We start from the raw sequence: 23,276 nt of genomic DNA on the forward strand, positions 1-23,276 counted from the left end.
CGATCACACCATCGTGCGCCGCCGCCGTCGCGCCATCGCGAGCGCGATGAGCAACGCGCCCACGCAGACGAGCCGCGGCGAGCGCGACGTCGTGATCGCGCGGCAGCCACACGAGGGCGTCGGATCCGCGCCAGCGCCGCCGTCGATCGCCGGCGCAGCATCTGCGAGCACGGGCCCCGCATCACCTGCGCCAGCGTCCGGGTCGCGCGCGCCGGCGTCGCTGCCCGCGTCGAGGTCGATCGTGCCCGAATCGAGCTCGATCGCGCCCGCGTCGGCGACGCCGCCGTCTTCCGGCGGAACGCACCCTGGAATCGCGACGACCTCGCACCCCGCCGGCTCGGTGCACAGGTGCGCCGTGCAGGGATCGCCATCGGCTTCGCACTCGAGCGGGCCCGGCGACACGCACGCGCCTGCCATGCAGCGCTCGATGCCGTTGCAGATCGACGTGTCGTCGCAGAACGCACCGTCGGGCTCGCCGCGATCGATCGGGCATGTGGGGCTCGTTCCGCCGCAACGCTCGGCGCGATCGCAGCGCGACACCGCGGCGCGGCACACGATGGCGCTCGACTGGAAGCGATCGAAGGGGCACGTGCGGCTCGTGCCGGTGCACGTCTCCTCGATGTCGCAGTCGCCGGCGACCGGTCGACAGACCGTGCTCGAAGGCGCGTTTCGGTCGGTCGGGCAGAAGGCGCTGGCTCCGGTGCAGACCTCGACCGCATCACACGCGCCGTTGGCCTCGCGGCAGATCGTCCCCGCGGGCGTGAAGCCGGTGTCGGGCGGGCACTCGAACGAAGTTCCATCGCAGTGCTCGGCGGGCTCGCACTCGGCTCCGGGGCGGCACGTGACCTCGGGGCCGAACACCGTGCATACGCCGTCGGCGACCGCGCCGTCAGCCACGCTGCACGCCGAGCAGTCGGTGCTCGACCCGCCGCAGTCGCGATCGCAGCACACCTGGTCCACACAGTGGCCGCTGTCGCAATCGAGATCGACGCGACACACCTCGCCGACGTCCACGCCGCGCCGGAACGTCGCTTCGACGTCGACGTCTCCCGTGCCGACGACGATGGTGCACGCATCGGTCGCCCCTGCGCATGCGCCGCCCCAGCTCGCCAGCTCCCAGCCGATCTGTCCCTGCGCGGTCAGCGTCAGCGTCGTTCCGGGCGGATAGGCCCACTCGCACGTGAGCCCGCAATAGAGGTAGGGGACGTCCGCGACGATCGAGCCCTCACCCTCGATCACTCGCGCGCGGACCTGCGGCCCCTGCGCGAGATCGTGCACGAAGGCGGCGCCGCGCTCCGCGCGATCGGCCCACCGCCGGTTCGGATCGCCGACGATCAGCGTCGTCCCGGCGAGGTCGATCGCGGCCCCGAAGTACGTGTCGTCGATCGGTCCCGCTTGGTCGAACGCGGCGTTCGCTTGGCGCCAGGTGGACCCATCGTGCTCCCAGATCATCACCGCGCCCTCGCCGCCGATCGCGAGGATGTTCCCCTCGATCTCGAGCCGGCCGCCGACGGCATCGCGGTCACCGCCGCCGCGATCGAGCAGCAGCTCGCGCGGCCACGCGCCGCTCGCGAACCGATGGACGTGCACGCGTCCGACATCGGGCGCCGTGCCCCAGCCGGGGATCGCACGATCGAAGCCCGGCTCGCCGATCGCGATGACGTCGCTCTCGACCGCCACGCCGGCGCCGAAGTACCAGTTCGCGCTCGTCCCCGAGATCGCCGCCGTCTCGCTCCACGCGGAGACCGAGCGCGTGTAGACGAAGACGCGCCCCGCGCGCTCGCGCCCCCCGATCGTGGTGCCGGGCGCACCGATCACGAGGGTGTCTCCGTCGAGGTCGAGCGCGCTGCCGAACGACGTCGCCGCGACCGCCGCGAACCGTGCTTCCTCGGTCCACGCGGCGTCGCTCCGACGGAACACGTGAACGGCGGCGACGGTCGTGCCGGTCTCGTCGCGCTCCTCGGTGCCGAGCGCGATCGTGTCGCCGTCGAAGGCGAGCGCGCGCAGCGTCACGAGCTCGAATGAGGCCGCCGGCACCAGCACCGCTTCCTCGCGAAACGCATCGCCGTCCGCGACGTACACCACGGCCGCGTCCGCGGGGCCTGCGCTCGCGGCGACGATGCGCGTGCCATCCGTGGCGACGATGCGCCCGAAGAGGCTCGCGCCGACGCCCGCGGGCCGGCGCAGCGTGGGCCCCTCGACGAAGCTCGGGCCCGCGCGACGGAAGACGACCACGCCTCCCTGCGCGAGCGCCGCAGTCGCGGGAGCGTACGGCGCACCCACCACCGCGAGATCGCGGGTGCCGGCCACGCTGTATGCGACGTTGGGCGACTCGATGGCGGGAAGGAGGACGTGCTCGGTCGCGGTGTAGAGGGGATCGATCACGAGCGGATACTCCGCGTCGCGATCGTCGACGACGATCTCGAGCGCTCCTTCGTGGAGGACGAACGAGGTCGGAAGGCGTTCGCCCCGCGCGTCGATGGTCGCGAGCTCGGCGACGTGCATCCGCACGACTCCGTGTCGATCGACGAGGAGCGCGCGATCGGGACCCTCGAGCCGCGGAGAGAGCTCGCCTCGGATCTCGAGCCTGACTCGCAGAGGGTGCTCGCTCGCAGGGTGTGGCACGTCGAAGCCCTGCTCGAGGCCGCGAGCGGTCGCGCGCCACCACTCGACCACCGGTGTGCCGTCGAGCGTGCTCGCGTGGATCGCGATGCGCTGACCCGCGCGTGTCTCGATGTGCGTCGATCCCGCGCTGCGCAGCGCGTCCAAACCGGGTGCCGAGAGCGCTGGCTGGGAGCTCGCACAGCCAGCGACAACGAACGCGACGAGCCACGATGTCCGCATGGGCGTGATGGTACCGGAGCTGCGTCCTCGCGGGCGCGGGACGCGTGATAGGGTGCGCGCCCGATGAGCAAGGTGCTGGACGAGCTGGTGAAGCTCCTCGCGCTCGAGAAGATCGAGGAGAACCTCTTCCGCGGGCAGAGCCAGGATCTCGGCTGGGGCCGCGTGTTCGGCGGGCAGGTGCTCGGACAAGCGCTCTCCGCGGCGCTGCAGACCGTGCCCCAGGATCGCGCGGCGCACTCGCTGCACGCCTATTTCCTGCGCCCCGGCGACGTCTCCAAGCCGATCGTCTACGACGTCGATCGCATCCGCGACGGCAGCTCGTTCACCACGCGCCGCGTGGTCGCGATCCAGAACGGCCAGCCGATCCTGAACCTCCAGGCGTCGTTCCAGATCGTCGAAGACGGCTTCGCGCACCAGGACGCGATGCCCGAGGCGCCGCCGCCCGAGTCGCTGAAGACCGAGCAGGAGCGCATCGCGAGCTATGCCGGTCGCCTGCCGCGCGGGCTGCGCGAGCGTGCGGTCGCGGAGCGCCCGTTCGAGCTGCGCCCGGTCGACGAGGCCGAGGATCCCTTCGTGCCCGCGCCGCGCCCGCCCACCCGCATGGTGTGGCTCAAGACGGTCGGGAAGCTGCCCGACGATCGCGCGCTGCATCGGTATCTGCTCGCCTACGCGTCGGACTACTCGTTCGTCACGACCTCGCTGCGTCCTCACGGCGTCACGTGGCTCACCCCGGGCATGCAGGTCGCGTCGGTGGATCACGTGATGTGGTTCCACCAGGACTTCCGGGTCGACGACTGGCTGCTCCACGTGATCGACAGCCCGGCCGCGCACGGCGCGCGCGGGCTGGTGCGCGGGCGCGTGTTCACGCGGGACGGACGCCTCGTCGCGTCGACCGCGCAGGAAGGTCTGATCCGCCTGCGCCCGCAGCAGCCGTGAGACCTCGTGTGATCTCGCTTGCAGGCGAACGGGCGTTCACCTATCCACGTCGGCCGCTATGGATGCCACCGACGAGAGCAGCGAGACGCCGAAGCGCAGCAAGCGCGCGGTGAAGGCCGAGACGACGAGCGCGGAGGCGAGCCTCGCGACACCCGTCGAGACCACCGAGACCGAGACGCCCGCGGCCGAGGCCGCGCCGACCGAGAGCGAGCCGATGGCCGAGGCGGCGCCCAGCGACGCCGAGGCCGCCCCGACGGACGAGGCCGCATCGACCGAGACGCCGGCCGCCGAGAGCGCGTCGTCGCCCGGCACCGTCGCGGCCGAGCCGATCTCGGATCGCCGCCGCCTCCAGGCCGAGCTCGACGCGCTCGAGAAGAAGCAGGCCGAGCTGCGCCGCGCGATCACGATCGCCGATCACCCCGAGCTCGCCGACGCCGTCCGCGTCGTCGAGGGCCGGGTGTACGCCGTCACGCGCGCCGAGGCGAAGATGGCGCAGGGCCTGTCGAAGGGCGAAGAGCGCCGCCGCGAGACGCTCGAGAAGAAGCTCGCCGCCGCGCGCGCCAAGCGCGACGAGATCGACGGGCAGATCGCGGAGCTCGAGCGCGAGCTCGCCCCGCTCGGCGAGGAGCGCATGCGCGCGTTCGAGCAGGAGCGCCGCGGTGCGCTCGAGGCGCTCGTGTCGGTGCTCGGCACCCACGACGCCGCGTTCGCGGCCGCGGGAATCGACATCGCGGCGCTGGTGCCCGACCTCGCGCGCTGGACGCCCGAGCTGCGCACCGTCGCCGAAGAGATCGTGGCGCGCGGTAAGTCGTGATCAGGGACCGCGCCGGGAGTTAAGCTCGGCGCGTGTCTCAGCACAGCGAGCCCGGGGGGAAGGGCGCGCTCGATGCGCGCCCGCTCGCATCGATCGTCTCCGATCTGCAGGACGCGGGCGGCGGCGATCTCGATCGCGAGGATCTCCAGGCCGCACTCGCGCAGGCGCCGGTGGGCATCGCGATCTGGCGCGGCCCCGAGCACGTCTACCGCTTCGTGAACCGGCGTTATGCCGAGATGTTCGCGCCGCGCGCGCTCGTCGGTCGCACGCTGCGCGACGCGTTCCCCGAGCTCGACGAGGACGCGCACGCGCTCTGGAATCGTGTGTACGCGACGGGCGAGCCCTTCGTCGCGTACGAGCATCGCGGCGACTACGACCGTCGCGGCACCGGTGTGCGCGAGGAGGCGTACTTCACCTTCAGCCTGCACCCGGTGCGGCGCGCGTCGGGCGAGGTCGACGGTGTGGTCGCGATCGCGACCGAGGTCACCGAGGCGGTGAAGGTCGCGCGCGCGAGCGCGAGCCAGGACCACGCGCAGCTCGAGGGGCTCGCCGAGACGGCGGCCGCGCTGCGGCGCAGCGAGGAGCAGCTGCGCGTCATCATCAACACGGTGCCCGCGCTGGTCGCGTACGTCGATCGCGACCTCGTCTATCGCTGGTGCAACGAGTCCTACGAGCATTGGTTCGGGCCCGTCGCGCGCACCTACGTCGGGCGGCGCATGCAGGACGTCGTCGGCGAGCGCGCGCACGAGATCGTGCGGCCGCGGCTCGACGCGGTGCTGCGCGGCGAGCGCGTCGCGTTCGAGGACGAGATCCCCTACGCGCACGGTGGCAAGCGCTGGGTCGACGCGACCTACGCGCCGGTGCTCGGTCCGGGCGGCGACGTCGAGGGCTTCGTCGCGCTGGTGCACGACGTGAGCGATCGACGGCGCGCCGAGCGCGCGCTCGATCTGCTCGCGCGCGCGAGCGTGGAGCTCGGCGCGTCGCTCGACATCGACGTCGTGCTCTCCGATCTCACGCGCGTGCTCGTGCCCGACGTCGGCGAGTGGTGCGCGGTGTACCTGCGCGGCGAGGACGGGCGCACCACGCTCGCCGCGCTCACCCATCGCTCGGCGGAGAAGGCCGCGCTGATCCGCGAGGAGGTCGCGCGTTTCCCGCGGCCCGACGACGCCGAGCTCGGGGATGCGGCGGTGATCCGCACCGGGCGCGCCGAGATGTACTCGCGCATCGAGCCCGCGATGCTCGAGCGATTCGCGACGTCGCCCGAGCACGAGCGATTGCTGCAGCAGATCGCGCCGCGCTCGGTGATGATCGTGCCGCTGCGCGCGCAGGGCCGCGTGCTGGGCGCGCTCTCGGTCGGGCGCAGCGAGTCGGGTGTCGCGTACGACGCGGCGGATCTCGCGCTCGCGGAGGAGCTCGGACGGCGCGCCGCCGCGGCGCTCGAGAACGCGCGCCTCTTCGCGCTTGCGCAGACCGAGCGGGTGCGCGCCGAGGAGGCGAACCGCGCGAAGGACGAGTTCCTCGCGATGGTGAGCCACGAGCTGCGCACGCCGCTCAACGCGATGCTGGGATGGTCGCGCCTGCTCGAGACGGGCGGGCTCGACGAGGCCAAGCGCGCGCGCGCGGTCGAGGTGATCGCGCGCAACGCGCGCGCCCAGGCGCAGCTCATCGACGATCTGCTCGACGTGACGCGCGTGGTGAGCGGGAAGATCCGGCTCGAGGTGGTGCGCGTGGATCTGACGCGCGTGATCGACGCCGCGCTCGAGTCGATGCGCCCGGCGGCCGACGCGAAGCAGCTGACGGTCGAGGTGCAGCGCGATCCCGCGGCGAGCGAGATGCTCGGGGATGCCGATCGACTGCAGCAGGTCGTGTTCAACCTGCTGAGCAACGCGGTGAAGTTCACGCCGCCGGGCGGCACGGTGCGCGTGCGATCGGAGCGCATCGAGCACGCGCTGCGGATCACCGTGACCGACAGCGGCGAGGGCATCGACGCGTCGTTCCTGCCCTACGTGTTCGAGCGCTTCCGTCAGGCCGAGGTGGGCACGACGCGCAGCAAGGGCGGGCTCGGCCTGGGCCTCGCGATCGTGCGCAGCCTGGTCGAGCTCCACGGCGGGACGATCCACGCGCACAGCGCGGGCCGGGGCCACGGCGCGACGTTCACCGTCGTGCTGCCGATCGCGCCCGAGCGCACCGAGCCGCGGCGTGGATCGCCGAGCTCGCCCTCGATGCCCGCGATGGCGCCGCCCGCGTGCACGCCGACGCTGCACGGCGTGCGGGTGCTCGTGGTGGATGACGAGCGCGACGCGCGCGAGCTGCTGCGCACGGTGCTCGAGGGATGCGGCGCCGAGGTCACGACGAGCGCGTCGGTGAGCGAGGCGCTGGCGCGGCTCGATGCACGCGTGCCCGACGTGATCGTCTCGGACATCGGCATGCCGGGCGAGGACGGGTACGCGCTGATCGACCGGGTGCGTCGGCGCGCGGTGGAGGACGGTGGGCGGGTGCCCGCGGTCGCGCTGACCGCGTTCGCGCGCACCGAGGATCGCACGCGTGCGCTGCGCGCCGGCTTCGACGTGCACGTGGCGAAGCCCTTCGATCCCACCGAGCTGCTCCTCGTGGTCGCCAACGCGGCGGCGCGCGCGAAGTCTTCCTGAGCGCAGGTTCGAAATCGGCTCACCCGCTCCGGGCACTCCAGCTGAGCGGGAACCTCTTCGCGCGTGTGGCGTCGGAGTCGGCGTGCGACGTCGCGCAGCCGTGCTCGTGGTGCTCGTCGGGATCGCGTGCTCCTCGCGCGCGGCCGCGCAGACGCTCGACGCGCCCGAGGACGTGCGCGAGGTGACGCACGACGTGCGCGTGACCTTCACGCAAGGAGTCGCCGAGATCGCGGTGCGCATCGAGCTCGCGCGCGACGGGACGCAGCGCGCCGAGGTCGGCTACGTGCTGCCCTTGGCTCGAGGGGCCCAGGCGATCTCGCTCGAGGTGTGTCGTCCCGGCGGTGGATGTCGCGCGCTCTCGAGCGCGATCGCGAGCGGCGGGAGGCCCGTCGATCCCTACGCGATCGCGCTCCACGGTGTGCCGCGGGGACGAACGTCGCGACCCATCGCGCGCGCCTCGTGGCGACCCTCCGGCGTGACGATGCGCGCGGCCCCGGTCGGTGGCGCCGCGCGCCTCGTGCTCACGGTCCGCTACGCCGCGCCGCTCGCGGTGCGCGGCGGGGTGTCGTCGCTCGTGCTGCCGGCGCGTGATGCCGACGCGCGCCTCGCGCCTTCGTCGATCACGCTCGTCGCGCCCGATCACGACACGCTCTCGGTCTCCGGTGGCGCGCCGGGCGAGGACGCGACGATCTCGGCGCGCATCGCCTCGCCGCTGCGCGTGCTCGCGGACGTCGAGTGCGTCGGCGCGCGCTGCGCGCATGCGCACTTGGTCGAGCCTCGTCGCATCGAGCGTCACGACGTGATCCTCGCGATCGACGCGTCGCCCTCGATGCTCGACGTCCCGACCGAGCGCGTCGAAGCGACGCTGCGCGCGCTGCTCGCGGCGCTGCCCGACGGCTCGCGGGTGCGGGTGATGCGCTTCGCGGCCCGCGCGCGCTGGGACGACGACACGTGGCGCAGCCCCGCCACCCTCGATGCCGCCCACCTCGCGAGCGAGGCGCCTGGCGCGCTCGGCTCGCGCACCACGTTCGACGCGGCGCTCGCGCTCTCCGCGCTCGACGACGCGACCGCACCGCTCGTCGTGGTCGTGGGCGACGGATGGCTCGACGGCGCCGATCTCGTCGCGCTCGAGTCGCGCGGAGCGCGCGTCGTGATCGCGAACGTGTCCGATGCGCCGTTCGGAGGCGTGACCCTGCGCGCCGCGAGCGCGACCACCTCGACCATGACGCTCGCGCTCGGCGCTTCGTTCGCGGGGAACGGCATCGACCTCGCGTCGATCGTCGCCGAGCCCACGTCGCGCGCCCGCCTCGAGCTGCGCGGTGAGCCCGCGATCGATCTCCCGTCCGTGCCCAGCGGCGAGCCGCTCTCGCTCGTCACCACCGGGCGCGCATCGCGTCTCGTGGTCGGCGCCCGCGCGGTGCGCGCCTCGACGCCGAGCGACGCGCTCCACGCCGTGCTCGCGCCGCAGGGCTCGTTCGACGCGCTCGCGCTCGATCGCCGCGTGCTCGGCGATGTCGACAAGTGGATGCGCCCGCGCCGGCCTCCGCTCGTGCCGGGCGGCATCGGGGGCGTGCAGTCGTGGATCACCGCGATGCCGATCGGCCACGGCCTCTACGCGCGCTGCGCGCGTCCGCCGCGGATCCGCATCCCGCCGCCTGCCCGCATCCGCGCGACCGCGTCCGCCGAGACCCTGCGCCGGATGGTGCGTGTCCAGCTCGCGCCGCGGGTGCGCGGATGTCTCGCTGCCGCGCGCGCCGGTCGCCCCGACTGGCATGCGCACGTCACGCTCCATCTCTCGCTGGCGCACCGCGAGGTCCTCGCCGCGCGCGCCTCCGGCGAGAACGTCGATGCGACGCTCGAGTCGTGCATCCTCGCCGGCGTCGACGATCTCCAGGTCCCGCGCTTCGACGGGCGCATCGACGTCGGCTACCCGTTCCGCGCCGTCGCGATCGCGCGACCCGACGTGCTCCCGCTCGACCCCGAGACCTCGTCGCTGGTCGACGCGCTCCTCACCCCGTGAGCAGCGCGCCCTCGAGCCACTCGCAGAGCGCGAGCACGGCCGCTCGCTGATCGGGCCTCTCGGTCTCCATGCGCGGCAGCACCGCGATGCGCCCCGACGCCGCGCTCACCGTGATCCGATGCACGTGCGGCACGTCGATCACCCAGAGCAGGTCGTTGCCCGCGAGCGTCGCGCCCTCGGCCCGCGCGACCATCGCGGCACGCAGCGCGAGCGGCAGCGCGCCCGGCGCACGCACGTCGTAGAGATCACGGCGCGCGCACGAGCGCGTCACCCGGACGTCGAGCGCTCCGACCGTGAAGCGATCGAGGAGCTCGCCGCTCACCGCGACGGACGGCGCGCGACGATCTCGCAGCGCGCGTCTCCGCGCGCGAGGCACTTCGTCTCGTCGGCGACGAAGTGATCGCTGCCGCGGAAGAGCCGGCGGTAGTAGTCCTCGTCGAGCGTCGGCCGCTGCGTGATGTCGCCCACGTAGAGCAGGTTCATCAGCCCCGCGACGCCGCCGGTCGCGAGATAACAGCGCGCGTTCTTCCCGATCGGGTAGTCGCGCACCCAGCCGGTGCACTCGTACGCGTTGTCGATCGAGATCCGCAGCTCCTTGCCGGGCGCGAGATCCTCGATGCGCCACACGCCCCAGCCGAACGCGTTGACCACCGCGACCATCCCGCGGATCCAGTCCTCGCGCGTCTGGATCATCGGCGCGACGACGGCCTCCCACTCGGCCGACTGCATGATCCCGCCGAACGTGTTGAACGCGCAGACGTGGCCCGCCTCGACGAGCAGCTCGCGCGCGTCCTCCTCGAGCCCGCTGCCCTCGAGATCGCGCGCCACCGCGAACGAGATGCGGTTGTAGTAGTCCGCGAAGTGCTGGGTGAGGTGCAGCCCGAACGCCGGGATCAGCCCCTCTTCGTTGCCACGGATGCCGAGGCCCGACACCGCCTCGACGATCGTCTTCTCGTCGATCGCCATGCTCAACGCACCTTCAGGAGGATCTCGGTCGCTCCACCCTCGCGCATGCTCGCGCACGCGCGCTGCTCGGCATCGACGCGCTCGGGCGCGAGGCCCGCGGCCGCGGTGAGCGCGCCGCGGAAGAAGCCGGTCGCGAAGTGATCGACCGGCCGCGTCGAAGGCCCGAACTTCGCGATCCAGCCCACCGCGTAGTGCGAGGGCGAGATGGTCACGAGGCCGCCCATCGGCGTCACCTCGCTCACGTCCGCGCGACCGAAGCCGAGCGTCGCGAAGAGGCTCGCCGCGCGCGTCATGCGCGCCGCGAACGTCTCGCTCGGCGCCTGGGCGAAGAGACGCTCGAGCATGGTGCGCGCCGCTTCGCTCGCCGCGCGTCGCTGGATGCTCACCGCGCGATCGCCGAGGGCGTCCTCGAGCGAGCGCTGCAGGAACACGTTGTAGTGATGGCAGTGGAAGACGAGGCGCGAGCCTCCGATCACGATGGTGCCGTTCTCGCGATCGAACACCGGCTCGCTCATCCTCGTCCGCCTCCTCGTCCACCGCTCTCCGAGAGGATCTCCCGGGCGATGCTCTCGGCCAATGCCACCAGCGTCGGGTCGTCCGGCAGCTCGGCGGCCTGGCGCGAGAGGGGTCGGCCCACCTTCAGATTCAGTCGCGCGAGATCCACGTTCGGGAGTCCCTTCGACTCGGTCCGCACGCGGTCGACGATGGCCTGCAGTCGTGCCCCCATGCGAGGATCAGTATCGATAGTTCAGTCTCAGACCGTCAACAGATTCTTTCGAGACTGTTTCGTGACCGTCGCGTCCACACCTGTCCGCACCTACGCCGCCATGCGCGCCTTTCTCGAATGACTGCGGGCACTTGTCGATCGTCGACGCGCGAGGGCGCGCGTGCGAGCTTCGCGTGATGCGACCAATCTCCGCCGTCGACGTCTTGCTCGCGACGTTCGACTCGTTCCGCCGAACCTTCTCCGCGCACCTGCGCTGGAACGCCGGGTTCCTGGTCCTCGCCGATCAGCCCGAGCGACGCGTTCAACGCGGGGTTCGCGCGCGTCGGGGTGGTCGCGCCGACGATGCTCGCGCGCCTCGTCGTGGACGCGGTCGTCGCGATCGTGCCGGCGAGCGTCGTCCTCGTGCTCCTGGTCTCGAGCACGCAGGAGGCGGGGACCGCGTCGCTCGTGCTCGCGGTGCTCGCGGTGGGCGCGCTCTACGCGGTCGGCCTCGTCGCGATGCTCGTCGTGCGAGCGTTCCTCGGCGTGTCGGGGCCGGTCGCGTTCCACGAGGGCGGCGGACCCGTCGCGGCGCTCTCGCGCAGCGTCGAGCTCCTGCGCGGTCATCGGAGCTCGATGGCGCGTACCCGCGCGATGTGGATGGTGATCGCGCTCGTCGTCTACGGCCTCGCGAACGTCCCGATGCTCGTCGTGGGCTCGACCGCGACCGGAGGCGTGGCGGCGCTGGTCGTGACGCTCTACTCGCTCCTGCTCTACGTGACCTCGCTGATGCTGCTCTCGTTCGACACCGCGCTCGAGGGCGTCTTCTATGCGGAGCTGCTGCGCGAGGACGACGCGCGCGAGATCGCACGCACCTTCGAGTGAGCAGCGCGCGAGCGCGGGCGCATCGGCCCGCGCTCGCGCACGGAGCGATCAGGTCACCGGCTCGATCGGGCCGTTCCCCTCGGCGGTGCGCGCCACGCGATAACGCGCGATCTGCCACTGCGACGCGAGCTCCTCCGCACGGTCGTAGAAGCTCTCGCGCACGACCTCGGGGGGCAGCTGCATCAGCGTCGCGTCGAGCCCCGACGCGTCGAGCTGCGCGACGATCAGCCCGTTCACGTCGGTGCGCGAGTGCACGAGCTGGGGGCGCGCGGTCTGCATCAGGAAGTCGAGCGCGTTGAGCACCGTCTCGACCACCGGGTTGCCCGCGAGGCTCGCGAGCTGCTGCGCGCTGCCGTAGAGGAGCTCGCGGAAGTTCCCGCTGCTGATGCCGGGCGTGGTGAGCTCGATCGCGCGACCGCCCTCGCCCTGGTGATCGGTGACGAACGCGGAGTGGATGTCCCCCGAGATCACCAGCGCGTTGCGGGGGCGCAGCACGTCGCGGAGCAGCGCTTCCTTCTCGATCGGGAAGCCGTCCCAGTGATCGACGTTCAGATAGAACTGCTCGGCGGGGAAGCCCTCGGGGAGCTGCGCCGCGAAGCTCGACACGTCGAGGATCAGCGGCGAGAACGAGACGCTCGATCCGAGCACGGTCCACGTCGCGTCGTCGTTCGCGTCGATCGCCTCGCGGAGGAACGACAGCTGCGCGTCGCCGAGCGGATGCGGCGCGCCCGGCGCGCGGTGCTCGGCCCACAGATCGTAGTACTTCGCGACGACGAGATAACGCGCGCCGATCGACCCGAAGAGCCCGCTCTTGCCGAACGACGCGTACGACACACCGAGCGGCATGCGATCGGTGATCTCGATCGCGGGGATCATCACGCCGGCGGCTCTCAGCGTCGCGTTGATCACCTCGACGTCCGCCGCGCCCGCGGTCGCCTCCGTCGCGAGCGTCGTCGCGCGCTCGGCGGGCGCGCCGCCCGCCATGTACGCGCCGGTCAGCACGGTCACGAGCGCGGTCTTGTAGTCCTCGTAGGTCGCGTCGGTGAGATCGACGTAGGGACGGTAACCGCCCATCTCGAACGCGGTGTCGGCGGTCTGTCCTTCGGGCAGGCGCCCTTCGGTCTCGCGCGTCGTCAGCACCGCGCGCACGTGATCCTCGCTCATCACGACCGTGCCCGGCCACGCGTGCTCGGCGATCGGATGATCGGGGCGGTAGCTGCGGTAGTCGCCGACCACGAGGTGCAGGTGACGCCCGAAGCGCAGGTCGCGGTAGATGCGGTTGTCGGGGAAGAGGCTCTCGGTCGCGCTGCCCACGAGCGAGCCCGCCGCGTCCTCGCCCGCGATGTCGCGCGCGATCGGATGGAACTCGAGGAACGCCTGCTCGGCGTTGCGGCGATGCTCGGCATCGCGCTCGTCCTCGCGCCCGCCGCTGCGCGTCGCGACGTCCTGCCACGAGTCGTCGGCGAACTCGTGATCGTCCCAGGTGACGATGAACGGGAAGCGCTCGTGCACGCGCTGCAGCACGGGATCGCCGCGGTACGTCTTGTAGAGCTCGCGGTAGTTCGAGACCGAGCGCGCTGCGTAGAACGTCTCGCCGTCCTCCTCGAGCGCGATCGCGCCCTCGGTGTCGGTGAACGCGACCGCGCGCTCCGCCGAGGCGCTCATGAAGCTCGGATCGCCGGTGGTCTCGTAGATGTAGTCGCCGAGGTGCACGACGAAGTCGAGCTCGTCGTTCTCCGCGTCGAGCAGCGGCAGGTACGAGTTGTAGAAGCGACCGACGTAGTCCTGGCAGCTGACGATCGCGAAGCGCACCGGCACGTCGGCGTCGCGCGCTGGGGCGGTCTTGAAGCGACCGACGCGCGAGCGCGTGCCCTCGTGCACGAAGCGGTAGTAGTAGCGAGTGCCCGCCTCGAGGCCGTCGACCTTCACGCGCACGCAGTGATCGTGCGCGGCCTCCGCGGTGAGCTCCGCGGTCGAGAGCGACACGAGCATCGAGAAGCGCTCGTCGAGCGCGAGCTCGAGCGTGAGCGGCGCATCGACGCTCGCATCGGCCGGCGTCACGCGCGTCCACAGGACGATCGCATCGGCGCGGGGATCACCCGACGCGATCGACTGAGGGAACGTGCCCGAGGGATCGCCGTCGCCTCCGTCGTCACCACATCCCGAGAGCGATCCTCCGAGCGTCACCGCGCCCGCGCTCACCACGACCGTCTTCAGGAACCTTCGTCGACCGATCGGCGGCATCCCCATTCGTGCTTCCTCCACGAGTTGGGGACGCAGCCTACGCGACGTACTCTCGAGGCGCGATGCGCAACCTCGTCCCGATCGTCGCGCTCCACGACGAGCGGAGAGTCGCGCGCGCCGTGGTCGCTTTCCGGCGCGACGCTCGAGCGACGGTGCGTGACCGCGGCGGATCTCTCCTCCTGTCGCGTCGTGGCCGTCGAGGACGGACATGCGATCGAAGGGCGCACGTTGTGGGCGCGCATCGTCGCCGACCGCGCGCGCTGGGGCACGTTCGTGAGCGAGCCGGTCCGGGCGATCCGCAGGGCTGGATGGCGAACGCGGGGCTCGAGACGTGCGAGGAGTCGTGCCCTGCGCCTATGGCCGCACCGGCCTATTCGTGCGCGATCGCGGACGCGGTGTGCTCGCGCACCGAGTGAAACGCGCGCCTCTTTACGCTGCTCGTCGGGTGCGGCGATCCTCGGTGCGCGATGCGCCGTTTCGCTTCTTCGCTCCTCTTCACGTCGATCGTCCTCGCTGCGTGCGAGAGCGAGCCACCGATCTTCACCGCGCCCGATCGTGCGATCGGCGATCGCACGCCGCTCTCGCGAACCTGCGACGAGATCGACGCGACGCACTGCCTGATGCCGTGGCCGAGCAACGCGTTCACCGTCGCCGATCCGAGCACCGAGACCGGGCTGCGCCTCGCAGTCGACATCGCGCAGCTGAACTCGCGCGACGACGGCAGCGTGCTCGCTCGCGCCGACGGGTTCTCGCGCGTGAGCACGCTCGTCGCGGGGTTCCCGGTGCACGTCGATCCCGCGACCACCGAGGGCGAGGTGCACCTTTTCGCCGCGCAGGACGCGACCGAGATCCCGCTGCGCATCGAGACGTACCTGCCCGAGACGAACGATGCGTCGCTCGTGGTCGCGCACCCGCTCGCGCCGCTCGACGCGGCGACCGACTACGTCGTCGTGATCACCGATGGCCTCCGCGACGAGCGCGGCGCGGAGCTCGATCAGGACCGCACGATGCGCGTCGCGCTCGCGCTCGAGCCCGCGCACACCGAGGAGGAGGCCGCGCTCGCCGGCTATCACGCGCCGACGCGCGTGGTGATCGAGCAGGCGGGCATCGATCCCGAGCACGTGCTGCGCGCGTGGGACTTCACGACGCGCTCCGCCGAGGACCCGCTGCGTCGTCTGCGCGGGATGCGCGAGGCCGCGATCGCCGCGGTCGACGGGGCCGACGTCGAGGTCGCGATCGACGAGGTCGAGCACCGCGCCGAGGGCCCGGTCGCGAGCGTCGTGATGGGACGCCTCGTCGGGCTGCCGAATTATCTGACCGAGGTCGGGCTCAGCGCCGACGACGAGGGCGAGCCGCTCGCGATGGGCACTCGCGAAGCGCCGTTCCGCGTCGTGATCCCGCGCGGCGAGGGCGACTACCGCATGCTGATGTACGGGCACGGCACCGGCGGCAGCGTGCGCGACGCGAACTTCGACGACGCGATCGCCGAGGCGGGCGCGGCGAAGATCGGCATCGAGTTCTATCGCTGGACCGACACGACCGTGATCGAGACGTTCCTCGATCTCGCGGAGATGGCGCAGGGCTCGAGCGCGGCGTCGGCGGGCCTGGTGCAGGCGGTCGCGGACGCGTCGGCGATCCGTCGCTCGGCGAGCACGATCCTCGGTGACGCGCTCGCCGCGGAGCAGCTCGGCGGGATGCCGAACCCGCACGTCGGCCGTCGTCCCGACGACTCGGTGCCGATCTGGGTCGGTGGATCGCTCGGCGGCACGATGGGCCTGGTGTTCACCGCGTCGAACGCCGACGTGAGCCACGCGGTGCTCAACGTCGGCGGCGCGGGCTGGGCCACGTGGGTGCGCGATGCGCTGCAGTTCGGGTACATCCGCGGCCTCATCTCGATCGCGAACGGCGGCGAGCTGAACGTGCCGCTCGTCGTCGCGATCGCGCAGACGCAGCTCGACGAGTGCGACGGCGCGTCGTGGGTCGACGAGATCCACGGGCCGCATCCGATCGTCGCGCTGCTGCAGGAGAGCATCGGTGACCCGGTGCTGCCCAACGCCGGCAGCGAGATGGCGGCGCGCGTCCTCGATGCGACGATGATCGGCGAGCCCATCGTGCCGATCGCGGGGCTCCAGGGCGCGACGACGATCGCGGGCGCGAGCGCGATCACGCAGTACCGCGTCCCGGGCACCGACGCGCTCGACATCCACGGCTTCGCGGCGGAGGACACGCCGGCCGCGGCCGCGGCGCGCGCGCAGATCATCGGGTTCGTGGAGTCGGCGTGGGCGGGCGAAGCGAGCGTCGTCGTGCCCGAGGCCTGCGAAGGCGGGATCTGCGACTTCTCGCGCTGAGCCCTTGCCAGAGTGCTCGGTCCCGCAAGGACCGGCGGGCGAGCCGATCTCACCAGTGTTCGAAGCGCGCCTATGTCGCGACGTGAACGACGCGTCGCGCGCGATCCAGCGCGTCTATCTGCTGCTCCTCCTGCTCCACACGCTCGCCGCGTCGCTGGTCTGGGGGATCAACACGCTCTTCTTGCTCGACGCGGGACTGAGCAACGGCGAGGCGTTCGGCGCCAACGCGTGCTTCACCGCGGGCATGGTGCTCTTCGAGGTGCCCACCGGCGTGGTGGCCGACACCCGAGGACGGCGGACGTCATACCTGCTCGGCACGCTGACGCTCACGATCTCGACGCTGCTCTATCTCGTGATGTGGCAGATCTCGGCGCCCTTCTGGGCGTGGGGCGTCGCGTCGGTGCTCCTCGGGCTCGGATTCACGTTCTTCTCGGGCGCGGTCGAGGCGTGGTTGGTCGATGCGCTCCGCTCGAGCGGCTACACCGGCGAGCTCGATCCGGTGTTCGCGCGCGGCGAGATCGTCGAGGGCATCGCGATGCTCGGAGGATCGGTCGCGGGCGGCGCGATCGCGCAGGCGACCGACCTCGGCGTGCCCTACGTGCTCCGCGCCGCCGTGCTCGCGATCGCGTTCGGATGCGCGTTCGTGATGATGCGCGACGTGGGGTTCACGCCGCGCGCCGGCGATCATCCGCTGCGCGAGGTCCGGCGCGTGCTCGTGTCGTCGATCCGCGACGGCTTCGGCGCGCCGCCGGTGCGTTGGATCATGCTCGCCGCGCCGTTCACGTCGGGCGTGTCGTTCTACGCGTTCTACGCGATGCAGCCGTATCTGCTCGAGCTGTGGGGCGACCCGCACGCGTTCGGGATCGCCGGGCTCGCCGCCGCGATCGTCGCCGGTGCACAGATCGCGGGCGGGTTCGCGGTGCCGCTGCTCGGCCGCTCGTTCCGGCGGCGGACCTCGGTGCTGCTGATCGGCACGCTCGTCAGCACGCTGGTGCTCGTGGCCATCGGCTTCGTGCAGAGCTTCGCGGCAGTGCTCGTGCTGCTCGTCCTCTGGGCGCTGGTGTTCGCGGTGATGACGCCGATTCGCCAGGCGTACTTGAACGGCCTCGTCGAGCCCGAGCGAAGGGCCACGTTGCTCTCGCTCGACTCGCTGCTGGGCTCGAGCGGAGGAATCGTGATCCAACCTGCGCTCGGTCGCGCCGCGGACGTCTGGAGCTATCCGACGTCGTACGCGATCGGCGCGGCGATCCAGGCGCTCGCGCTGCCGTTCGTGTGGCTCGCGCGGCGCGAGCGCGCGGTGTCCGACCCGATGGCGAACGAAGGCGCGCCGCGCTGAGGCTCAGTCTGCGCGGCGCGCGGCGATCGCGATCCGCAGCGCGACCGTCGCGGCGAGCACGATGCCGATCGCGAGCGCGGGCCACGGGGTGAGCGCGCACCCGAGCACGAGCAGCACGCAGACCGGGCACGTCGCGCGCTCGAGCGCTCCGTGCTCGTGGGCGCGCAGTTGGATCGCCCACGTCGCGAGCACGAAGAGCGCGACCGGCACCGACACCGCGAGCCCCGCGCCGAGCGCGCCGACGTGCGCGTGTCCGACCGTCGCATCGACGCCGACCGCGAGCCCCGCGCCGACCGCCGCCGCGGATGCGAACACCAGGTAGTGCCCGTAGCCCCAGCGGAACGAGTCCCGGCTGGACGCGACGACCGCGCGCTCGAAGTAGAGCCACCACATCGAGATGATCGTGAGCAGACCGCCGACGACGATCGGCCAGAGCGTGGCGAACGCGTGCTCGTCCGCGAGCGCCGACTGGATCGCGTTGATCGTCGCGAGCACCGACTCGCCCAGCACGATCAGCGTGAGGAGCCCGTGCCGCTCGGCGATATGGTGCGCGTGCCACGGAGTCTCGCCTCGCCGCTCCGCCACCACCGGGACCGCGAGCTCGCACGCCGCGAGCACCACCCAGCCGATCACCGGGAGCGGCTGCGGCGTGAATTGGATCGCGATCCAGCCGATCTGGCAGAGGACGACGCCTGTCGCGTAGGTGAGCGCCGTCGCGCGACGCTCGGGATCGGATCGCGCAGCGCGCAGCCACTGCGCGACCAGCGCGATCCGCATGATCACGTAGCCGACCACGACGATCATGAAGTCGCCCTGATCGAACGCGCGCGGGACGCCGGCCGCGAGCACCAGCACGCCCGCGATCTGCGTGAATGTCGCCAGGCGATAGGCCACGTCGTCGGTGTCGTACGCCGACGCGAACCACGTGAAGTTCACCCACGCCCACCAGATCGCGAAGAACACCATCGCGTATCCGGCGAGCGCGTGCCCGACGTGCGCCTCCGCGAGGTCGTGGTGCAGGCGCGCCGCGGCCTGTGCGATCGCGACGACGAAGCAGAGATCGAAGAGCAGCTCGAGCGGCGTGGCGACCCGATGTGGCTCGTGGGGATCGCGCGCCTGCATCGGCTCGTGGAGCGAGGCCTCGTGGGACACGGCGCGAGAGTATCGCGCTCATTCGCCGCGCGAGCGCGGCCTTCCGGGCCGCGCCGGCACGTCGATGCCGAGGCGCTCGATGTGGCGGTGGATCGTCACCCTGCTGATCCCGAGCGCGCGCGCCGCCGCGGTGCGGTTCCCGTTCGCGCTCCGCAGCGCTCGCTCGACCATTGCGCGATCGAGCTCGCGGTGCGCGTCGGCGCGCGCCGGTCCTCCGCGCCCGCCGAGCTCGAAGTGTTGCGCGCCGAGCTCGTCGTCGTCGGCGATCGCGACCGCGCGACGGAGCGCCTGCTCGAGCTCGCGCACGTTGCCCGGCCACGCGTGCGCGACGAGCGCCGCGATCGCGCTGCGGCCCAGCGTGACCCTGCGCATGCCGGGCTCGTTCGCGATCTTCGCGAGCGAAGCCTCGGCCAGCGCGGGCACGTCCTCGAGCCGCTCGCGCAGCGACGGGAGCCGCAGCCGCACGCCGTTCAACCGGAAGAAGAGATCGCGACGGAAGCGACCGGCCTCCACCTCGGCCTCGAGATCGCGGTTGGTCGCGGCGACGATGCGCACGTCGATCGGGCTCGCCGAAGGCGCGCCGATCGGATGCACCTCGCGCTCCTGGAGCACCCGCAGCAATCGCGTCTGCATGCGAAGCGGGAGCTCTCCGATCTCGTCGAGCATCAGGGTGCCGCCGTCGGCGGCGCGGAACACGCCGGGGTGATCGCGGAGCGCGCCGGTGAACGAGCCGCGCACGTGGCCGAAGAGCTCGCTCTCGATCAGCGCCTCGGGCAGCGCGCCGCAGTTGATCGCGACGAAGGGCCGGCCGGCGCGGGTGCTGCGATCGTGCACGAAGCGCGCGAAGAGCTCCTTGCCGGTGCCCGACTCGCCTTCGATCAGCACCGGGAGCGTGCTCGGCGCGACCCGGCGCGCGACGTCGAGCGCGGCGCGCAGCGATCGCGCGCTGCCCACGATGCCGTGCTCCTCGAGCGGCGCGCCGCCGCGCGCCAGGGCCTCGGTCAGTCGCTCGAGCTCGGCATCCTTGCGCTCGCTCTCGATCCGCAGCGCCTCGTGGGCGCGCGCGAGATCCTGCGTGCGCGCCCGCGCTTCGCGGTGCAGGCGCGCGTTCTCGAGCGCGAGGCCGATCACGTCGGCGAGCGCCTGCGCCATCTCGCGATCCGCGTCGCCGAAGCGCGCGGTCTCGAAGCGATGATCGAGATAGAGCGCGCCGATCACGCCCTGCGGCGCCCGCACCGGCACGCAGAGGATCGAGCGCAGCCCGAGATCGAGCACGCTGCGCGCGCCGCGGAGCTCGGGATCGTCGCTCGCGCTCGCGGTGACCAGCGGCTCGCCGGTCGCGAGCACGCGCTCGGCGACGCTGCGCGAGAACCGGAAGCGGCTCTTCTGGATCGTGTCGCGATCGAGGTTGCGCGCGATCGCGACCTCGGGTCGCTTCTCCTTCGAGCGGCGCAGCAGGAGGAAGGCGCGCTCGCCGCCGGTGGTCGCGACCGCTTCGTCGAGCGCGACCTGGAGCACGCGCTGCTCGTCGGGCTCGAGCAGCACGCGACCGAGGAGCGCGATCATGCGGCGCACCGGCTCGCCGAGCCGCGCCGGTGTCGTGGCCGCGGGCTGGGGCGCGCGCACGATCGCTGCGCGCTCCGGCGTCGCGAGGAAGCGCTCGCGAAGGCCCGCCGGGAAACGCGCTGCGAGCTCGCCGATCGCCTCGCGCGCGCGGGTGCGCAGCGCCTCGCCCGCGCCGGTGCCCAGCCGATCGTGGATCGCGGCGGCGATCGCCAGCGCCCGCGCCTCGAGATCGCGATCGCCTTGGCTCTTCGCGTCGCCGATCGCGCGCTCGGCGGCGCGGCGTGCCTCGTCGAGCGCGCCCCGCGCGAGCTGCGCCCGCGCCACCACCAGCGCGGCGCGCGCGCCGAGGCCGGCATCGTGGAGCGCGCTCTCGTGCGCTCGCGTGAAGGCGAGCGCCGCGTCGAGCTCGCCGAGCTCGCTCTCGAGCAATCGCGCCTCGAGCGCCTGGCGCGCCGCGCCGCACCCATCGAACGCGCGCTGCGCTTCGCGCGCTCGCTCTCGGGCCCGCGCCGGATCGCGGTGCGCGATCACCTCGGCGTCGATCAGGATCGTCTGCCCGACGTGGATCGCCGCGCCGGCGCGCTCGGCCGCGTCGCGCGCCGCGGAGAGCACCCGCTCGGCATCGGCGTCGGCGCCCGCGAGCGCGAAGAGACCCGCGAGGTTGGTGAGCGCCGCAGCGCGCGATCCCAGACGCCCGAGGCGCAGCGCGAGCTCGGCCGCGCGTTCGTAACGCGTGATCGCGTCGGCGATCTCGCCGAGCGCGTGCTCCGTCGTCGCGACGTTCATCACGTACGGCGGGAGCGCGGCGACGTCACCGGCGCGCTCGGCCTCGGAGAGCGCGAGCACCGCCCGATCGCGCGCGCGGTGGGGATCTCCGGAGAGCGCGTAGGCCGATGCAGAGCGCGCGATCGCGTGCGCGATGGCGCCCGGATCGCCCGACGCGCGCGCCTCGCGCTCGGCGAGCGCGGCGTGCTCGAGCGCGCTCGTCGCGTCACCGAGTCGCAGCGCGGCGTCGCTGCGCAGCGCGGCGAGGCGCGCGCGGATCGCAGGATCGGACGCGTCGCCCAGCGCACCGTCGGCGATCCGATCGGCCTCGGTCGGATCGCCCAGCGCGAGCGTGCTCGTCGCCGCGATCACCGCAGCGCGTGCCCGCAGCGCGAGGTCGATCATCGCAGTGCCCGCGCGATCACGCGCCTCGCGATGTCGTCCCAGCCGCTCGAGCACCCGTGCGTGATCGAGCGCGATCCCGGGATCGTCGGGATCGAGCGCATCGAGGATCGCCGCGCCGTCGCTCAGCCTGCCGGCGTCGATCTCGGCGCGCGCGAGGATCCGCGCCCACGCGGGGCTCGCGCGCGGCGCGTCGTCGATCCCGGGTGCGACCGCGCGCACGATCGCCGCGGCGCGCCGCGGCTGTCCGCGCACCAGCGCGCGCTCCGCGGCACCGAGGTCGAGCGTTTCGTCCTCGTCTCGCTGTGGTGCCGGGACACGATCGCGCGGCCGCGCCTCGGGATGACGCGCGAGATCGCGCGCCCATCGCGCCACGTCTCCCGCGCGCCCGCCGGTCGCGGCGTGCACCTCCACGATCGTCGCGGCGTCGGCGCGCGCGCCCTCGCGCGACAACACCCGCGCGATCGCCCGCTCGTCCAACGGATCGACGTGGACCTCACGTGCGCCGAGCGGCACGAGCTCCCGCGCGAGCGCGTCGTCGATCCCCACGAGCACCAGCGCTCCACGCTGCGCGATCGCGATCGCCCGGGCCGCCGCCACCACCGAGGCCCGCACGTCGTCGTCGAGCGCATCGGCATCGTCGATCACCATCGGCGCGCCGATCCGCACCGCGACGATCCCGGCGCGCCGCGCCGGATCGTCCACGTCGACCCGCGACGCGCGCGCCAGCGCGAGCCAGGGATCGGAGCGCCACGCTGCGTCGACGTCGACGATCGCGCGGCCCGACCCGACGCGCTCGTCGACCCATGCGTGCACGAGCGCGGTGCGCCCGCTCCCGTGCGCCGCGCGCACCAGCACGATCGAGCCCTCGTCGCAGCGCACCCGATCGAGCGGGCTCGCCTCGAGCTCGGTCGATCCCGCTCCCGCGATCCCGCCCAGCGCCGCGATCGCTGCGCCGGCCGAGCTCGGCCGACGTGCCGCATCGCGATCCAGGCACGCGTCCACGATCGCGCGGATCGTCGGAGGAAGCGCGAGCTCGCGGAGGGTCGCGCCCAACGCGAACAGATCCGAGGCGACCGACACCGGCGCCCCCTCGAGCAGGTCGGGCGCGAGGTAGCCGTGCGTGCCTCCGCGCGCGATCGCACCGAGCGGCGTCGCGAGCCCGAGGTCGATCACCCGCACCGTGCCGTCGTCCTCGACGAGCACGTGCTCGGGCTTGAGGTCGCCGTGCGCGATCCCCGCCGCGTGGAGCCGCGCGAGCGTGCCGAGCAGCGCGATCACGACGCGCGTCGCGTCGTCGGGCGCGCGCGTCAGGTGCACGTCGATGGTCACACCCTCGACGCGCTCGAGGATCGCGGTGGTGCGCTCGCGATCGCGCGCGACCGCTCGCACCCGTCGGAGCGCCCGATCGCGGAGCCGCAGCGTGATCGCGATCTCGCGCTCCAGCGCCATCCGCGCCGCGGCCGCGCGCGCGACCTTGGCGATCACGGTCGGACCGCCGAGCGCGTCCCCCACCACCGCGACCCCGTCGCCCGGGAGTGGACCGAAGCGGGCGGAGACGAGCGGAAAAATCGAATCAGTCACGCAACACGAAACTGTATCGGATACTGTTTCGCATCCAAAATCGCGCGAATTAGCGGGCAT

15 protein-coding genes are annotated in these 23,276 nt (G+C 72.6%); 7 read left to right on the forward strand and 8 right to left on the reverse strand.

The window, feature by feature from the left end; all coding sequences use genetic code 11:
- Positions 1–3: 3 nt before the first annotated feature.
- A complete protein-coding gene (locus I5071_RS38425; protein WP_236518359.1) occupies positions 4–3,033 on the reverse strand; it encodes an InlB B-repeat-containing protein in 3,030 nt (1,009 codons plus the stop codon).
- Between I5071_RS38425 and tesB the strand changes: the two genes are divergently transcribed.
- The 4 genes from tesB (at position 2,917) to I5071_RS38445 (ending at position 9,262) form a co-directional block, all read left to right on the forward strand.
- Positions 2,917–3,780, forward strand: a complete 864-nt coding sequence (gene tesB, locus I5071_RS38430) for an acyl-CoA thioesterase II (protein WP_236607720.1) — start codon at positions 2,917–2,919, stop codon at positions 3,778–3,780. The genes I5071_RS38425 and tesB overlap by 117 nt on opposite strands.
- 58 nt (positions 3,781–3,838) lie before the next feature.
- A complete protein-coding gene (locus tag I5071_RS38435; RefSeq protein ID WP_236518360.1) occupies positions 3,839–4,594 on the forward strand; it encodes a hypothetical protein in 756 nt (251 codons plus the stop codon).
- A 32-nt stretch (positions 4,595–4,626) separates the two neighbouring features.
- Positions 4,627–7,242, forward strand: coding sequence for a PAS domain-containing protein (locus I5071_RS38440; protein ID WP_236518361.1), 2,616 nt, complete (start codon positions 4,627–4,629; stop codon positions 7,240–7,242).
- A gap of 82 nt (positions 7,243–7,324) precedes the next feature.
- The gene (locus tag I5071_RS38445; protein WP_236518362.1) at positions 7,325–9,262 is read left to right on the forward strand and encodes a hypothetical protein; all 1,938 of its coding nucleotides are present in this window, start codon (positions 7,325–7,327) and stop codon (positions 9,260–9,262) included.
- Here the strand turns inward: I5071_RS38445 and I5071_RS38450 are convergent.
- The 4 genes from I5071_RS38450 to I5071_RS38465 are packed head-to-tail and all read right to left on the reverse strand — an operon-like array spanning position 9,252 to position 10,955.
- Positions 9,252–9,584, reverse strand: coding sequence for a hypothetical protein (locus I5071_RS38450; RefSeq protein ID WP_236518363.1), 333 nt, complete (start codon positions 9,582–9,584; stop codon positions 9,252–9,254). The genes I5071_RS38445 and I5071_RS38450 overlap by 11 nt on opposite strands.
- Entirely contained in the window at positions 9,581–10,228 is a 648-nt protein-coding gene (locus I5071_RS38455) for a hypothetical protein (RefSeq protein ID WP_236518364.1), read from the reverse strand. The genes I5071_RS38450 and I5071_RS38455 overlap by 4 nt, the downstream gene beginning before the upstream one ends.
- A 2-nt stretch (positions 10,229–10,230) precedes the next feature.
- A complete protein-coding gene (locus I5071_RS38460) occupies positions 10,231–10,743 on the reverse strand; it encodes a hypothetical protein (RefSeq protein ID WP_236518365.1) in 513 nt (170 codons plus the stop codon).
- Positions 10,740–10,955: a hypothetical protein gene (locus I5071_RS38465; protein WP_236518366.1), complete on the reverse strand. Its 216-nt coding sequence runs from the start codon at positions 10,953–10,955 to the stop codon at positions 10,740–10,742. Before I5071_RS38465 ends, I5071_RS38460 begins: the two co-directional genes overlap by 4 nt.
- A gap of 342 nt (positions 10,956–11,297) precedes the next feature.
- Between I5071_RS38465 and I5071_RS38470 the strand changes: the two genes are divergently transcribed.
- The gene (locus I5071_RS38470) at positions 11,298–11,819 is read left to right on the forward strand and encodes a hypothetical protein (RefSeq protein WP_236518367.1); all 522 of its coding nucleotides are present in this window, start codon (positions 11,298–11,300) and stop codon (positions 11,817–11,819) included.
- Between the two features lie 48 nt (positions 11,820–11,867).
- Here I5071_RS38470 and I5071_RS38475 read toward each other — a convergent pair whose 3' ends face one another.
- Positions 11,868–14,069: an alkaline phosphatase D family protein gene (locus tag I5071_RS38475; RefSeq protein ID WP_236518368.1), complete on the reverse strand. Its 2,202-nt coding sequence runs from the start codon at positions 14,067–14,069 to the stop codon at positions 11,868–11,870.
- A gap of 461 nt (positions 14,070–14,530) precedes the next feature.
- Between I5071_RS38475 and I5071_RS38480 the strand changes: the two genes are divergently transcribed.
- Together I5071_RS38480 and I5071_RS38485 are read left to right on the forward strand one after the other, a co-directional pair.
- Complete coding sequence (locus tag I5071_RS38480) at positions 14,531–16,411, forward strand: hypothetical protein (protein WP_236518369.1); 1,881 nt, start codon at positions 14,531–14,533, stop codon at positions 16,409–16,411.
- Between the two features lie 82 nt (positions 16,412–16,493).
- On the forward strand, positions 16,494–17,747 hold the full coding sequence (locus I5071_RS38485) for an MFS transporter (RefSeq protein ID WP_236518370.1): 1,254 nt from the start codon (positions 16,494–16,496) through the stop codon (positions 17,745–17,747).
- Between the two features lie 3 nt (positions 17,748–17,750).
- On the opposite strand, the gene I5071_RS38490 is transcribed toward I5071_RS38485, so the two are convergent.
- The gene (locus I5071_RS38490) at positions 17,751–18,899 is read right to left on the reverse strand and encodes a low temperature requirement protein A (RefSeq protein WP_236518371.1); all 1,149 of its coding nucleotides are present in this window, start codon (positions 18,897–18,899) and stop codon (positions 17,751–17,753) included.
- An 18-nt stretch (positions 18,900–18,917) separates the two neighbouring features.
- Entirely contained in the window at positions 18,918–23,276 is a 4,359-nt protein-coding gene (locus tag I5071_RS38495; protein ID WP_236518372.1) for a sigma 54-interacting transcriptional regulator, read from the reverse strand.

This window comes from Sandaracinus amylolyticus (assembly GCF_021631985.1).
Classification (GTDB): Bacteria; Myxococcota_A; Polyangia; order Polyangiales; family Sandaracinaceae; genus Sandaracinus; species Sandaracinus amylolyticus_A.